Genomic DNA, 13,593 nt, shown 5'->3' on the forward strand with positions numbered 1-13,593 from the left:
CCGCGGGGTCTCCGCGTCGGGGCGGCCGCCCTCGTGGGGCCTTGCTGTCAGCTTATTGCGCGCTGCCGCCCTCCAACCGGCGCGTTGGGAGGAAGCCTGCACGGGGCAACAAGTTGTTAGCAAGGCGTACAAAGGAGAAAGAAGCGCGTGCGCGTGCGGACGGAGGTGGCCTGGACCCATGTCGATGTCGAGGGCGAGGGTGGCGCGGCGGATCGCCGCCGCGGCGGCGTACGGGGGCGGCGGGATCGGGCTGCTGGGCGGGGTGACCGCCGTGCTGGTGCTCACCGAGGTGTCCCATGCGAAGCGGGTCGTGGGCGGATCGGACGATCCGCCTCCGCGCGCGGACGGCCGATATGGCTTCGCCTTCGCCCGCAGGACCGGCCAGCCACCACTGCGGCTGGCCTTTCTCGGCGACTCCACGGCCGCCGGACAGGGCGTCCACCGCCCTAGTCAGACACCGGGCGCGCTGCTCGCCTCGGGGCTGGCGGCGGTCGCGGAGCGCCCGGTGGACCTGCGGAACGTGGCGCTGCCGGGGGCGCAGTCCAGCGATCTGGAGCGCCAGGTCACGCTGGTGCTGGAGGATCCGGAGCTGCACCCCGACGTATGCGTGATCATGATCGGCGCCAATGACGTCACCCGGCGGATGCCGCCCGCCAAGTCGGTGCGGCTGCTGTCGGACGCGGTGCGCAGGCTGCGCGAGACGGGCTGCGAGGTGGTCGTGGGCACCTGTCCCGACCTCGGCACGATCGAGCCCGTCTATCAGCCGCTGCGCTGGATCGCGCGGCGGCTGAGCCGGCAGCTGGCCGCCGCGCAGACGATCGGGGTGGTGGAGCAGGGCGGGCGCACGGTCTCGCTGGGCGATCTGCTGGGCCCGGAGTTCGCGGCGAATCCGCGGGAGCTGTTCGGCCCGGACAACTACCACCCCTCGGCGGAGGGGTACGCGACGGCCGCGATGGCCGTTCTGCCGACCCTGTGCGACTCGCTGGGCCTGTGGCCCGAGGAGGCGCCGGAGATGCTCGACGAGGGCATCCTGCCGGTCGCCACGGCGGCGGCCGAGGCGGCCGCGGAGGGCGGCACGGAGGTCACCGCGGCCCGCGGCCCATGGGCCCGTCTGCTGCGCCGCCAGGGCCCCGCCAAGAAGGAGCCCGCGGCCGTCTCCGGCTCCCCCGACACCTCGTCCCCGACGTCACCGCCCCCTTCGGGCTGCTGAGGCCCCGCCGGGGCGTGCCTGGAGCCTGCGTCCCGGGTCGGCCGGGGCCGCCCGCCCCCTTCCGGTGCGGGCTGACTCGTCCCTTCCGGTGCGGGCTGACCCGCTCCTTCCGGTGCGGGCTGATCTGCTCGGTCAGGTGCGGCTTTCGTCTCGCGCCTTCGGCGCAATTGAGCAGCGGGGCAGGGGGGACGAGGTGCGGGATGCGCTGCCGGGCTCCAGGCCGATGGTGGTGACCGCCGGGGGCGGCTTCCGTGACCGGGGGGCCGAGGCCGACGCCGGACAGCGGGGGTGGGGTGCCTTCTCGAAATCGCTTGACGTATTAGTTGCGCTATATCAAGCGTTTTCGAGAGGGCGTACCGAACCCCCGCCGCCCGCAGTCCGGAGGAACCTCGGCCACCGAGCACGGGAGCCGCCCCCGGCGCCCACTCCCGCCGGCCCGGCGCCCGGCAGCGGCCGCGCGCCCCCGCCCCCCTGCCCCGCTGCTCAATGGCGCCGAAGGCGCGAGACGGCGCCGCGCCCGGCGACGGCGCGGGCCCCGACGGATACTCGTGCCGCCCGGAGGGCGGCGCTCCCGGGCACGATCCCGGGGGGCCGATCCCGGGCGAGTCCCGAGCCGCTGAGCGTACGCTTGGAAAAAAGAGTCCGGTGTCACAGCCCGCACCCCGTGACCCTGCCGATACGTACGGGTAACTTCCCTCGGAGTCCCGCCCGCACCCCGCCCCCATGGAGCCGTGATGCCCGAAGCAGTGATCGTCTCTGCCGCCCGTTCTCCCATCGGCCGCGCCTTCAAGGGCTCGCTCAAGGATCTGAGGCCGGATGACCTCACCGCCGAGATCATCCAGGCCGCGCTCGCCAAGGTCCCCGAGCTCGACCCCCGCGACATCGACGACCTGATGCTCGGCTGCGGGCTCCCGGGCGGTGAGCAGGGGCACAACCTGGGGCGGATCGTGGCCGTGCAGATGGGGATGGACCACCTCCCCGGCTGTACGATCACCCGCTACTGCTCCTCCTCCCTGCAGACCTCGCGGATGGCGCTGCACGCCATCAAGGCGGGCGAGGGCGACGTCTTCATCTCGGCGGGCGTCGAGATGGTCTCGCGGTCGAAGAAGGGCACCTCGGACGGGCTGCCGGACACCCACAACCCGGTGTTCGCGGAGGCCGAGGCCCGTACGGTCGCGCGCGCCGAGCAGGAGGGCTCCGACTGGCACGACCCGCGCGAGGACGATCTGCTGCCCGACCCGTACATCGCGATGGGCCAGACGGCCGAGAACCTGGCCCGGCTCAAGGGGGTCACCCGCGAGGAGATGGACGAGTTCGGCGTGCGGTCCCAGAACCTCGCCGAGGAGGCCATCAAGAAGGGCTTCTGGGAGCGTGAGATCACCCCGGTGACCACCCCCGACGGCACGGTCGTCAGCCAGGACGACGGCCCCCGCGCGGGCACCACCCTGGAGGCGGTGCAGGGCCTGAAGCCGGTCTTCCGCCCCGACGGCCGGATCACCGCGGGCAACTGCTGCCCGCTCAACGACGGCGCCGCGGCGCTGGTGATCATGTCCGACACCAAGGCGCGGGAGCTGGGTGTGACCCCGCTGGCCCGGATCGTGTCCACCGGCGTCACCGGCCTCTCCCCCGAGATCATGGGCTACGGCCCGGTCGAGGCGTCCAAGCAGGCGCTGGCCCGCGCCGGGATGTCGATCGGCGACATCGACCTGGTGGAGATCAACGAGGCGTTCGCCGCACAGGTCATCCCGTCCTACCGCGATCTGGGCATCGACCTGGACCGTCTCAATGTCAACGGCGGCGCGATCGCCGTGGGCCACCCCTTCGGCATGACCGGCGCCCGGATCACCGGCACGCTGATCAATTCGCTGCAGTTCCACGACAAGCAGTTCGGCCTGGAGACCATGTGCGTCGGTGGTGGCCAGGGCATGGCCATGGTCATCGAGCGCCTGAGCTAGCAGGTGCCCGGCGGGTCGTGACGCCTACGGCGGGCTGCCCCTCCCCGCCCCTGCCCCGCGGCGGAGCCGACCCGGGCCCCGCGGCCCCGCCGCGACGCGTCTGCGACACTGGTTCGGGCTGTGACCGAATCTCCCCCAGGATGTGACAAAAGTCCTGGGGGAGAAGTGTCTGCCCAGCTCAGCACCGGTGACCAAAGGCCCGCCCGGTACCGAATTCTGTCCATTTGGTGATGGTATGCACTGACGTCGAGAGGCGATAAGCCTCAAGCTGAGGTAGGAATTCGGGGGATCTACAGCCAACCGGGAGTACGTCAGTGAGCCCCACGAGTCTTGTCCTCCTCCTGGCCGCGGTGACCGCCACGGCCGTAGGGGCGGCCGCCCTGCACACCGCGCGCGGTGTGCGCCGGCAGATCAGTGAGCTGCGCGCCGAGCTCGCGGCCACCGTGGCCGCCGATGCCCGGACGGGCGGCGGAGGAGGCGGAGGCGGCGGCGAGGAGTGCGGCGCGACGGTGCCCGCACCCCGCGCCACCCCGGCCGCCGAGATACGCGCGGCCGTCGCCGACGCCCTGGCCGAGGAGCGGGAGCGTGAGCTGGCCGAGGCGCGGGCGTTCTGGGCCGCCCAGGAGGCCAGGGACTCCGCCGGAGCGGCCGACGCCCACTCGCTGCTGAGCGGGCCGGGCGGGTTCGAGGACGCCTCCCAGGACGCGCAGCTCTTCGTGCCCCGCCAGGCCGACCTGGCGGGGCTCGAACCGCTGCTCGGGCTGGACGCGCTGGGCCCCGAGGCCATGGACTCCGGCGGGGACCAGGAGCCCGAGGTCGAGTCCGGGCTGGAGCTGGAGCTGGGTGCCGGGGCGGAGCCCGTGGCCGAGCCCCGGGAGTCCGCCGAGCTGGCGGCGGCCCGCCGTCGCCACCCGTCCCACCCCGACTTCACCCCGTCGTCACCGGTCGCCGACCACGACCGTACGGTGACCCGGCTCACCGAGCTGGCCGACGCCCGCACCCCGCTGTCCGATGTGCGGCCCGGACCCCTCGGCACCCTCGATGTCTACGTCTTCGCCGACGGCACCACGATCTGCATGACCCCGGGCCACCGGGAGACGGCTGAGCGGCTGGCGGACGCGCTGCGCGAGGGCACCGCCCCGGTGCTGCTGGGCGGCTCGGGCGTCTCCGGTGCTTATGCGCTCACGTTCGGTTGCGGCGAGGAGAACGTGTACGTCCTCGCCGACCGCGTCATCGCCTCGCTGTAGCCGACCGCGTCATCGCCTCGCCGTAAGGGACACACCGCCCCGCTGTCGGCGAGCGCTCAGGCTGTACGCCGGACGGTCAGGCTGCAAGCCGGACGCTCAGGGCTGTAAGCCGGACGCCCTGGCTGCAAGCCGGGCCCTCAAGCCGCAAGCGGACCCTCAAGGCCACAAGCCGAGGCCCTCAAGCCGTAAGCGGGCCCCCGGGCCGCCAGCGGGCGCTCAGACGCCGCAGCGCCCCGCCGCCTCCGCCACGAGCGCCACCGCCTCGGCGGCCCCCCGCGCCGTCTCGCCGCCCCCGGCGCCCCCCGGCGCACGCTCCAGCGCGTGCACCAAGTCATGTCCGGCCACCGCCACCTGGTCGGCGACCACGAACAGCCCCGCGTCCGGCATGATCCGCGGCGGGGTTCCCGGCTCCTCCAGCCGCTGTGCGCGCACCGACAATTCCCTAGCCAGGGCCAGTCCTTCGGCCGCCGCGCCCGCACGCAGCCGGGACTGCGGAAGGGCGCGCAACCGGTCGGCGAGCCGGTCGACGGCGGCCAGGAGGGGGGAGACATCATCCACGCTCCGAGCGTATGCGCCACTGAGGGACTGTTGCCAACGGGCGAACACTCAGGCACGGTGAGCTGAAGGAAACCCGGGCCATGGACCCGGGTCCGGCATGGAAGCGTCCGGAGGCGCCGATGTCCCAAATCTTCTCCGACGAGACTCACCGGAACCTACTCTCCCGCATCCCCCAGTGCACGGGCCGTGAAGTCGCCGACTGGCTGCGCACGGTCGACGAGGGCCCCGCTTTCTTCCGATTCGAGGAGAAGGTCAGCTGGCTGCGCGGCGAGCACCAGCTCGCCTACGGCCATGCGAAGGCCATCATCCATGAACACGACTTGAGGCGTGCGGCACGCAAGCTGCTGTAGCCGCTGCCCGGAGGCAGAAGCGTGTATGACAGACCCACCGAACGGAGCGGCTCAAGCCGCATAGGAAGAAGGGCCCGCGGAGGTCTTCGCCTCCGCGGGCCCTTCTACGTGCTGTCTGCCGTGCTGTCTGCGCGCTACGCGACTCCCAGGGGCGCTAGTCCCTGAAGATCGAGATCAGCCGGAGCAGCTCCAGGTAGATCCACACCAGCGAGAGCGTCAGCCCGAAGGCGGCCAGCCAGGACTCCTCGCGCGGAGCGCCGTACTGGACACCGTCCTCGATCTGCTTGAAGTCCATCGCCAGGAACGCCGCGCCGAGCACGACACCGACGAGGCCGAAGACGATGCCGAGGCCACCGCTGCGGAAGCCGAGGCCGTCCCCACCGCCGATGGCGGCGAACAGCAGGTTGACCGCCATCAGCAGGATGAAGCCGATGGCGGCGGCGAGCACAAAGCGCTGGAATCGCGCGTTCACCCGGATGAGGCGGGTCTTGTACGCGACGAGCACACCGACGAACACGGCCATCGTGCCGAGCACGGCCTGCATCGGGATGCCGGACCAGCGATCGTTGTACACCTGGCTGATAACGCCGAGGAAGAGGCCCTCGAAGAGGGCGTAACCCATGATCAGCGCGGGCGAGGCCGTGCGCTTGAACGACTGGACGAGGCCGAGCACCAGCGCCACGAGCGCGGCGCCGAAGCCCACACCCACCGGAAGCTGCGCGATCCACGCGACCGCCGCGGCGACGATGACGGTACCGAGGGTCATACCGGTGCGCATGACGACGTCGTCCATCGTCATGCGGCCGGTCTGCAGCGGGCCCGCCGGCGGCGTGCCGTACATCTGCTGCAGCTGTTCGGGGGTCAGATTCTGCTGGTCGCCCGTCGCGTAGGGGTTCGTGGGCGCCTGCGTCTGCGCGTACGGATTACCGCCCGCGTACGGGTTGGCCTGACCGGCGGCGGGACTCCCGGCCTGCGGCGCCGCGCCGAAACCGGCGTAGCCGCCGCTGCGGCTGAACCCCCGTCGCGAGAAGACCGGGTTGCTGCTCCTCATCTCACTCCTCCGTGGCCGCCGGGCGCGACCTTGACTCAAGAGTAATGGGTAAGCAAAGAAAGCACCCTAGTGCCCAGGGAGGATCTTTTCACGCAGGAAGAGGCCGCGCGAGGCCCCTGCGGGCCCCGCGCACGCACTTGGGGCGACCATCCACACACGCTGAGTGCGGCCACCGGATCTGAAGGTGCCCGGAACCGGACTTGAACCGGTACGCCCGCGAGGGGCAGCGAGGTTTAAGCTCGCCGTGTCTGCATTCCACCATCCGGGCAGCGGTTCCCCCTGGGCCGTACGGTGCGCATACGGCCCTCCCCTGGAAGAGAGCAGCACGAGCCTATCCGGGGACATGCCCCCGCACAGTGAATCCTCGACCCGAGGTTGTCTTATTTTATTGGCAACTGAGGGTGCATCAGCAGCGGGGCGGGGTACCCGAAGATGCCGACGTCCATTGGACCTGCCGATATGCCCTGAACCCCCATTAACTGGGGATTGACGCAATCTCGACGCCCCGGACGGGGCGTCCTCTCCTCCTCAAGGAGGACTCCGCCGCCACCACCTACATCGCGAGACCCCCACGAGAACGGGAGCACGGGCTGATCCCGTCCCCCTTCACAACCGGAACCATGGAGTGACGTCCCGCCCACTCCCGCACAGCACGACAGGAGTCATTCACCGTGACCACCATGCCCCTCGGCGTCAAAACCACCGCCCACTCCACCGGGGCGGCCGCCCGCGCCACGGACCTGAGCAAGGTCTACGGCGAGGGCGAGACCCAGGTCATCGCCCTGGATTCGGTCTCCGTGGAGTTCCGCCAGGCCGAGTTCACCGCGATCATGGGCCCCTCCGGCTCCGGCAAGTCCACGCTGATGCACTGCATGGCGGGTCTCGACACCATCTCCAGCGGCTCGGCCCGGATCGGCGACGTCGAACTGACCACGCTCAAGGACAAGAAGCTCACCCAGCTGCGCCGCGACAAGATCGGCTTCATCTTCCAGGCGTTCAACCTGCTGCCGACGCTGAACGCGCTGGAGAACATCACCCTCCCGATGGACATCGCGGGCCGCAAGGCCGACCAGGCGTGGCTGGACCAGGTGGTGGCCACGGTCGGTCTGGCCGGGCGGCTCAAGCACCGCCCCAACCAGCTGTCGGGTGGTCAGCAGCAGCGCGTCGCCGTGGCCCGCGCCCTGGCCGGTCAGCCGGAGATCATCTTCGCCGACGAGCCGACCGGCAACCTGGACTCCCGCTCCGGCGCCGAAGTCCTGGGCTTCCTCCGCAACTCGGTGCGGGAGCTCGGCCAGACGATCGTGATGGTGACCCATGACCCGGTCGCCGCGTCCTACTCCGATCGGGTGGTCTTCCTCGCCGACGGCCGGATCGTGGACGAGCTGCGCGGCCCCACCGCCGACTCGGTGCTGGACCGCATGAAGCGCTTCGACGCCAAGGGCCGCACGAGCTGACGCGGGGCGCGCGCCCATCTCCCCTCTTAAGGCTCGCAGCGCCGCCTCGCACTCCCCCACCCCACCCCTCAGGACTGACACCTCATGCTCCGTACAGCCCTGCGCAATGTGCTTGCGCACAAGGCCCGGTTGCTGATGACCGTGCTCGCCGTGATGCTCGGCGTGGCCTTCGTCGCCGGCACCCTGGTCTTCACCAACACCATCTCCGACGCCTACCAGAAGAGCTCCCAGAAGGGCTTCAAGGGCGTCGACGTCGCCATCACCCCCGACAAGAAGGACGACGACTCCGCCAACCCCGGTGACGCGCCCCGGCTGAGCCAGCGGCTGCTGGACCAGGCGTCCAAGGCGCCCGGCGCCGCCTCCGCCTACGGTGTGGTGAAGGGCTCCTCCTCCCTCGCCGACAAGAAGGGCGACGTGCTCGGCGGCGGCTTCTCCAACCTCGGCGGCAACTACTACCCGGGCGCCGACGGTAAGGACCCCCGGTACAACATGACCGAGGGCCGCGCCCCCAAGGCCGCCGGTGAGATCGCGCTCGACACCAGGACCGCCGAGCGCGGGCACTACAAGGCCGGGGACTCCATCCGGGTCTCCGTCGACGGCCCGGTGCGCACCGAGAAGGTCGTCGGCGTCTTCACCACCGACGACGGCAATGTCGCGGCGGGCGGCACCCTCGCGCTGTACGACACGGTCACCGCGCAGAAGCTGTTCGGCAAGCCCGGACAGTTCGACGAGATCGACGTGAAGGCCGCCGCGGGCACCTCACAGTCCACCCTGAAGTCGTCGGTCGACAAGATCCTGCCCGAGCAGGCCAAGGCCACCACCGCCAAGAAGCTCGCCAAGGACCAGGCCAAGGCGATCGAAGAGGGCATGAGCAGCATGCAGACCGCGATGCTGGTGTTCGCCGGTATCGCGCTCTTCGTCGGCATCTTCATCATCGTCAACACCTTCTCCATGCTGGTCGCCCAGCGCACCAAGGAGCTCGCCCTGATGCGCGCGGTGGGTGCGACCCGCCGTCAGGTCACCCGCTCGGTGCTGATCGAGGCGACCGTCGTGGGCGCCGTCGCGGCCGTGGTGGGTCTCGCCGCCGGTGTCGGCATCGGCGCCGTACTGCGCTCGGTGCTCAACTCCACCGGGGCCAACGTCCCGGACGGTCCGCTGATCGTCGCGCCGACCACGGTGCTGGCCTCGGTGGTCGTGGGCGTCGTGGTGACCGTGCTCTCCGCCTGGCTGCCCGGCCGCCGCGCCGCCAAGATCCCGCCGGTCGCCGCGATGAACAGCGTGCACGCCACGCCGACCACCCGCGGTCTGGTGGTGCGCAACACCATCGGCACGATCCTCGCCGCGGCCGGTGCCGCGCTGGTGGTCGCCGGTGCGGGCATGGGCGGGGACGGCCAGGGCCCGATGGCGTTCGGCGCGGCCGTCCTGGTGATCGGCGTCTTCGTGCTCACCCCGCTGCTGTCCCGGCCGCTGATCGCGGCCGCCTCCCCGGTGCTGCGGATCTTCGGGATGCCCGGCAAGCTGGCCCGGCAGAACGCGGTGCGCAACCCGCGCCGTACCGCCGCCACCGCCTCCGCCCTGATGGTGGGTCTCACTCTGATCACCGGTATGACGGTGATCGCTGGATCCATGCAGAAGGGGATCGACAAGATGGCGGCCGACGGGCTGAGGTCCGACTACGTCGTCAGCATGGGCGGGGGCGGCGGGACCGGCGGGCGGCCGCTGTCGCCCGAGGTGTCCAAGACCCTGGCGAAGCTGCCCGAGGTCACCTCGATCAGCCCGCTGCGCTCCTCCCCGGCCCGGGTCGCCGGCGACTCCGACTCCCTGACGGGCGTCGACCCGAAGGCCATCAAGGACCTGGTGAAGGTGGACTTCACCGAGGGCTCGTTCGCCTCGCTCGGGGGCACCAAGGCCCTGATCGACGACAAGATCGCCGATGAGCACCACTGGAAGGCCGGCTCCACCATCCCGGTGACCTACGAGGACGGCCGCAGCGGCAAGCTGACCGTGGGCGGTGTCTACAAGGGCAACCAGATGATCCGCGGCGTCATGGTCGACAGCGCCACGGTCACCCCGCACATGACCACCGTCGCGGACTTCCAGGTAATGCTGAAGACCAAGGGCGGCGCCACGGAGAACAACAAGGACCTGCTGAAGAAGACGCTCGGCGAGAACCCGGCGATCAAGATTCAGAACAAGCAGGACACCTCCGACGAGATCGCCAGCGCCTTCACCCTGATGCTGAACATGCTCTACGGGCTGCTCGCCATGGCCGTGATCGTCGCCGTGCTCGGTGTCATCAACACCCTGGCGATGTCGGTCTTCGAGCGGTCCAAGGAGATCGGCATGCTGCGGGCGATCGGCCTGGACCGGGGCGGCATCAAGCGGATGGTCCGGCTGGAGTCGCTGGTCATCTCGCTCTTCGGCGGGGTGCTCGGCCTCGGCCTCGGCGTCTTCTTCGGCTGGGCGGCCGGTGAACTGATCGCCACCGAGCTGCCGAGCTACGAACTGGTGCTTCCGTGGAGCCGGATGGGTCTGTTCCTGCTGATGGCCGCCTTGGTGGGCGTCATCGCGGCGCTGTGGCCGGCCCGGCGGGCCTCCAAGCTCAACATGCTGGCCGCCATCAAGGCCGAGTAGCCGAGCGAGCCGCCTAGCGGCGAGCCGAACACGGGACGTCCCCGTCCGCCCCTCTCCCGGGGCGGGCGGGGACGTCCGCGTTATGGCCGGTTTCAGCCGCCTTCGGTCGCCTTCAGCCGCGCCAGTCGCGGGCGCGCAGCGGAAGCCCCGCGGCCCCGCCCTCGGGGGTGCGGACGGCGAGGACCTGGTTGACCCCGATCCGGTTGCGCTCGAAGGAGAGGGCGGAGGCCGCCATGTAGAGCCGCCAGACCCGGGCCCGGCCCGGGGAGGTCAGCCGCACGGCCTGGGGCCAGGACCGCTCCAGGTTGGCGACCCAGCGGCGCAGCGTGAGCGCGTAGTGCTCGCGGATGGCCTCCACGTCGCGCACCTCGAAGCCCGCCTCCTCCAACTGGGCCACGGTCCGGCCGACCGGGGCGAGCTCACCGTCGGGGAAGACATAGCGGTCGATGAACTCGTCCACGTGGTACGCCTCTTCGTCCGGCTGGGGACGCCGGGCGATCTGATGGTTGAGCAGCCGCCCGCCGGGCCGCAGCAGCCGGTGCAGTATGGCGGTGTACTCGGCGTACCGCACGGCGCCCACGTGCTCGGCCATGCCGATCGAGGAGATGGCGTCGTAAGGCCCGTCCGGAACCTCGCGGTAGTCCTGGACCCGGATCTCCACCTGGTCGGTGAGCCCGGCGTCCGCGATGCGCTTACGGGCGTACGCCGCCTGCTCCTCGGAGAGCGTGACGCCGACGGCGCGCACCCCGTACTCGCGCGCCGCGTGCAGCACCATCGAGCCCCAGCCGCACCCCACGTCCAGCAGCCGCTGGCCGGGCTTCAGGGCCAGCTTGCGGCAGACCAGGTCCAGCTTGGCGCGCTGGGCCTCCTCCAGCGTGGAGTCCGCCCGGTCCCAGTAGGCGCAGGAGTAGACCATCGAGGGGCCGAGCACCAGCTCGTAGAAGTCGTTGCCGACGTCGTAGTGGTGGCTGATGGCCTTACGGTCGCGGCGCAGGGAGTGCAGCGGACCGAGGGTGGTCCGGGCCTCCTCGCGCGGCGGGGGCGGCGGCAGCCCCGGCCCGGCGAGCGCGATCATCTCCCGGGCGGCGGTGCGCAGCCCGGGATCGCGCAGCGCCTGGAGGCCGGTGAGGAGCCGGGACCGCGGCGCGGTGGCGGGGCCGCGCTCCCACAGCAGCCCGGACAGCCGGTCCAGGGCGTCGTACAGATCGCCCTCGACATCGAGGTCCCCGGCGACCCAGGCGCGGGCCAGGCCCAGCTCGCCCGGCCGCCACAGGATCCTGCGCAGCGCCCGGCGGCGCCGGATGACCAGGGTGGGCGCGCCGGGTGGACCGGTCTCGCTGTGGTCCCAGGCGCGGACGCGGATCGGGAGAGGGGTTCCCAGCACCTCCTCGGCCAGGGTGGCGATCCGCCCAGCGGCGTCGGCCATTTCGCACCTCCGTGATGACGACTCAGGAAGATTCACTCACCACGTAAACACCACGGAACCCGCCGTACAGTCCCGCCGACACGTCTGGAATCGGCAAAAGAGCTTTAAAAGCGGGCCATCGGAGGGCGTCCGAGGGCAGACGTAAGGGCGTCCGCCCCACGGATGGCGGACGCCCTCGGCGTTCTGTTGTACGGGTCGGGCCCGTATGGCCGGGCCGGTCCGGCCCGTGGGTCAGGACGCCTTGGCCTTCTCGGCCGGGGCCGCAGGCTTGGCCGCGGTGGCGGCGCTGACCGGGGAGGCGGCCTCGTAGAACTCCTCACGGGGGTTCTCGATGGCGCCGAGCGAGACGACCTCGCGCTTGAGGAACATCCCCAGCGTCCAGTCGGCGAGCACCCGGATCTTGCGGTTGAAGGTCGGCATGGCCATGCCGTGGTAGCCACGGTGCATGTACCAGGCCAGGCGGCCCTTCAGCTTGATCTTCATCTTGCCGAAGACGATCATCGCGACGCCCTTGTGAAGGCCCAGACCCGCGACGGCGCCCTTGTTGGCGTGCTTGTACTCCTTCTGCGGGAAGCCCCGCATACCGGAGATCACGTTGTCACCGAGGACCTTGGCCTGGCGCAGCGCGTGCTGGGCGTTCGGCGGGCACCAGGCGCCCTCGCCGGTGGCGAGGTCCGGGACCTGGGCGTTGTCACCGGCGGACCAGATGTAGTCAGTGCCCTGGGCCTGGAGGGTCGGCGCGGTGTCCACATGGCCGCGCGGGCCGAGCGGAAGGCCGAACCGGGCCAGCGCCGGGTTGGGCTTGACGCCCGCGGTCCACACGATGGTGTTGGAGTCGACCTCGAGGCCGTTCTTGAGGACGACATGGCCGTCGATGCAGGAGTTCATCGAGGTCTCGAGGTAGACCTCGATACCGCGCTTCTGCAGATGCTCCAGACCCCACTTGCCCAGCTTCGGGCCGACCTCGGGGAGGATCTTGTCGGCGGCGTCGACGAGGACGAAGCGCATGTCCTCGCGCTTGACGTTCGGGTAGTACTTGGCCGCGTCACGGGCCATGTCCTCGACCTCGCCGATGGTCTCCGCGCCGGCGAAGCCGCCGCCGACGAAGACGAAGGTGAGCGCCTTGCGGCGGATCTCCTCGTCGGTGGTGGAGTCGGCCTTGTCGAGCTGCTCGAGGACGTGGTTGCGCAGGCCGATGGCCTCCTCTATGCCCTTCATACCGATGCCGTTCTCCGCGAGACCGGGGATCGGGAAGGTGCGGGAGACCGCGCCGAGGGCGACGACCAGGTAGTCGAAGGGCAGCTCGTACGTCTCGCCGACGAGCGGCTGGACGACGGCGACCTTGCGGTCCTGGTCGATGGTCGACACTCGGCCGGTGAGGACCTCCGCCTTGGGGAGCACGCGCCGCAGCGGAACCACGACGTGGCGCGGGGAGATGCTGCCGGCCGCAGCTTCGGGGAGGAAGGGCTGGTACGTCATGTACGAGCGAGGGTCGACGACCGTGACGGTCGCCTCGCCGTACCGCATCTTCTTCAGAATGCGGCGCGCCGCGTACAAGCCAACGTACCCACCGCCTACAACGAGGATCCTGGGACGCTCCGTGGTGCTCATGATTCGAGTATCCAGCACCCCTTGGGGGGGACCTCGTGAGCCCCTTCACAAGCATGGTGGGAGTATCTGCTACACTCCGCGGCCCCCGTGCCGGACG

At 70.8% G+C, this 13,593-nt stretch carries 10 protein-coding genes and 1 tRNA gene; 6 read left to right on the forward strand and 5 right to left on the reverse strand.

Annotated features, from left to right (window positions below):
- Positions 1 to 178: 178 nt before the first annotated feature.
- The 3 genes from J2Z30_RS44305 (at position 179) to J2Z30_RS44315 (ending at position 4,412) form a co-directional block, all read left to right on the forward strand.
- On the forward strand, positions 179 to 1,210 hold the full coding sequence (locus J2Z30_RS44305; RefSeq protein WP_044574257.1) for an SGNH/GDSL hydrolase family protein: 1,032 nt from the start codon (positions 179 to 181) through the stop codon (positions 1,208 to 1,210).
- Positions 1,211 to 1,944: 734 nt separating this feature from the next.
- The gene (locus J2Z30_RS44310) at positions 1,945 to 3,165 is read left to right on the forward strand and encodes an acetyl-CoA C-acetyltransferase (RefSeq protein WP_044574254.1); all 1,221 of its coding nucleotides are present in this window, start codon (positions 1,945 to 1,947) and stop codon (positions 3,163 to 3,165) included.
- A gap of 314 nt (positions 3,166 to 3,479) precedes the next feature.
- The gene (locus J2Z30_RS44315; RefSeq protein WP_044574251.1) at positions 3,480 to 4,412 is read left to right on the forward strand and encodes a hypothetical protein; all 933 of its coding nucleotides are present in this window, start codon (positions 3,480 to 3,482) and stop codon (positions 4,410 to 4,412) included.
- Between the two features lie 216 nt (positions 4,413 to 4,628).
- Here J2Z30_RS44315 and J2Z30_RS44320 read toward each other — a convergent pair whose 3' ends face one another.
- Positions 4,629 to 4,970, reverse strand: coding sequence for a hypothetical protein (locus J2Z30_RS44320; protein WP_044574249.1), 342 nt, complete (start codon positions 4,968 to 4,970; stop codon positions 4,629 to 4,631).
- A 119-nt stretch (positions 4,971 to 5,089) separates the two neighbouring features.
- Here J2Z30_RS44320 and J2Z30_RS44325 point away from each other — a divergent pair, with 119 nt between their 5' ends.
- Positions 5,090 to 5,320 carry a DUF4287 domain-containing protein gene (locus J2Z30_RS44325; RefSeq protein ID WP_037954490.1) on the forward strand — a complete coding sequence of 77 codons (231 nt, stop codon included), beginning with the start codon at positions 5,090 to 5,092 and terminating at the stop codon, positions 5,318 to 5,320.
- A 154-nt stretch (positions 5,321 to 5,474) separates the two neighbouring features.
- On the opposite strand, the gene J2Z30_RS44330 is transcribed toward J2Z30_RS44325, so the two are convergent.
- Positions 5,475 to 6,371, reverse strand: a complete 897-nt coding sequence (locus J2Z30_RS44330) for a Bax inhibitor-1/YccA family protein (RefSeq protein ID WP_044574246.1) — start codon at positions 6,369 to 6,371, stop codon at positions 5,475 to 5,477.
- A gap of 185 nt (positions 6,372 to 6,556) precedes the next feature.
- Positions 6,557 to 6,639, reverse strand: a tRNA-Leu gene (locus tag J2Z30_RS44335).
- Positions 6,640 to 7,051: 412 nt separating this feature from the next.
- On the opposite strand from J2Z30_RS44335, the gene J2Z30_RS44340 reads away from it, so the two are divergent.
- Together J2Z30_RS44340 and J2Z30_RS44345 are read left to right on the forward strand one after the other, a co-directional pair.
- Positions 7,052 to 7,825, forward strand: a complete 774-nt coding sequence (locus J2Z30_RS44340; RefSeq protein WP_107073551.1) for an ABC transporter ATP-binding protein — start codon at positions 7,052 to 7,054, stop codon at positions 7,823 to 7,825.
- Between the two features lie 84 nt (positions 7,826 to 7,909).
- Positions 7,910 to 10,459 (forward strand): ABC transporter permease, encoded by a 2,550-nt coding sequence (locus J2Z30_RS44345; protein ID WP_044574240.1) that lies wholly within the window; start codon positions 7,910 to 7,912, stop codon positions 10,457 to 10,459.
- A 112-nt stretch (positions 10,460 to 10,571) separates the two neighbouring features.
- Here the strand turns inward: J2Z30_RS44345 and J2Z30_RS44350 are convergent, their stop codons facing one another.
- Entirely contained in the window at positions 10,572 to 11,885 is a 1,314-nt protein-coding gene (locus J2Z30_RS44350; RefSeq protein ID WP_044574237.1) for an SAM-dependent methyltransferase, read from the reverse strand.
- Between the two features lie 231 nt (positions 11,886 to 12,116).
- Positions 12,117 to 13,496, reverse strand: a complete 1,380-nt coding sequence (locus J2Z30_RS44355) for an NAD(P)/FAD-dependent oxidoreductase (RefSeq protein ID WP_044574234.1) — start codon at positions 13,494 to 13,496, stop codon at positions 12,117 to 12,119.
- Between the last annotated feature and the right edge of the window lie 97 nt (positions 13,497 to 13,593).

It is taken from the genome of Streptomyces iranensis (assembly GCF_017874715.1).
Taxonomy (GTDB): domain Bacteria; phylum Actinomycetota; class Actinomycetes; order Streptomycetales; family Streptomycetaceae; genus Streptomyces; species Streptomyces iranensis.

Bases quoted from the DNA above. Each gene is read 5' to 3' on its own strand.
- J2Z30_RS44305 (WP_044574257.1), top strand. From the start codon at position 179: ATGTCGATGTCGAGGGCGAGGGTGGCGCGGCGGATCGCCGCCGCGGCG.
- J2Z30_RS44310 (WP_044574254.1), top strand. From the start codon at position 1,945: ATGCCCGAAGCAGTGATCGTCTCTGCCGCCCGTTCTCCCATCGGCCGC.
- J2Z30_RS44325 (WP_037954490.1), top strand. From the start codon at position 5,090: ATGTCCCAAATCTTCTCCGACGAGACTCACCGGAACCTACTCTCCCGC.
- J2Z30_RS44330 (WP_044574246.1), bottom strand. From the start codon at position 6,371: ATGAGGAGCAGCAACCCGGTCTTCTCGCGACGGGGGTTCAGCCGCAGC.
- J2Z30_RS44340 (WP_107073551.1), top strand. From the start codon at position 7,052: ATGCCCCTCGGCGTCAAAACCACCGCCCACTCCACCGGGGCGGCCGCC.
- J2Z30_RS44345 (WP_044574240.1), top strand. From the start codon at position 7,910: ATGCTCCGTACAGCCCTGCGCAATGTGCTTGCGCACAAGGCCCGGTTG.
- J2Z30_RS44350 (WP_044574237.1), bottom strand. From the start codon at position 11,885: ATGGCCGACGCCGCTGGGCGGATCGCCACCCTGGCCGAGGAGGTGCTG.
- J2Z30_RS44355 (WP_044574234.1), bottom strand. From the start codon at position 13,496: ATGAGCACCACGGAGCGTCCCAGGATCCTCGTTGTAGGCGGTGGGTAC.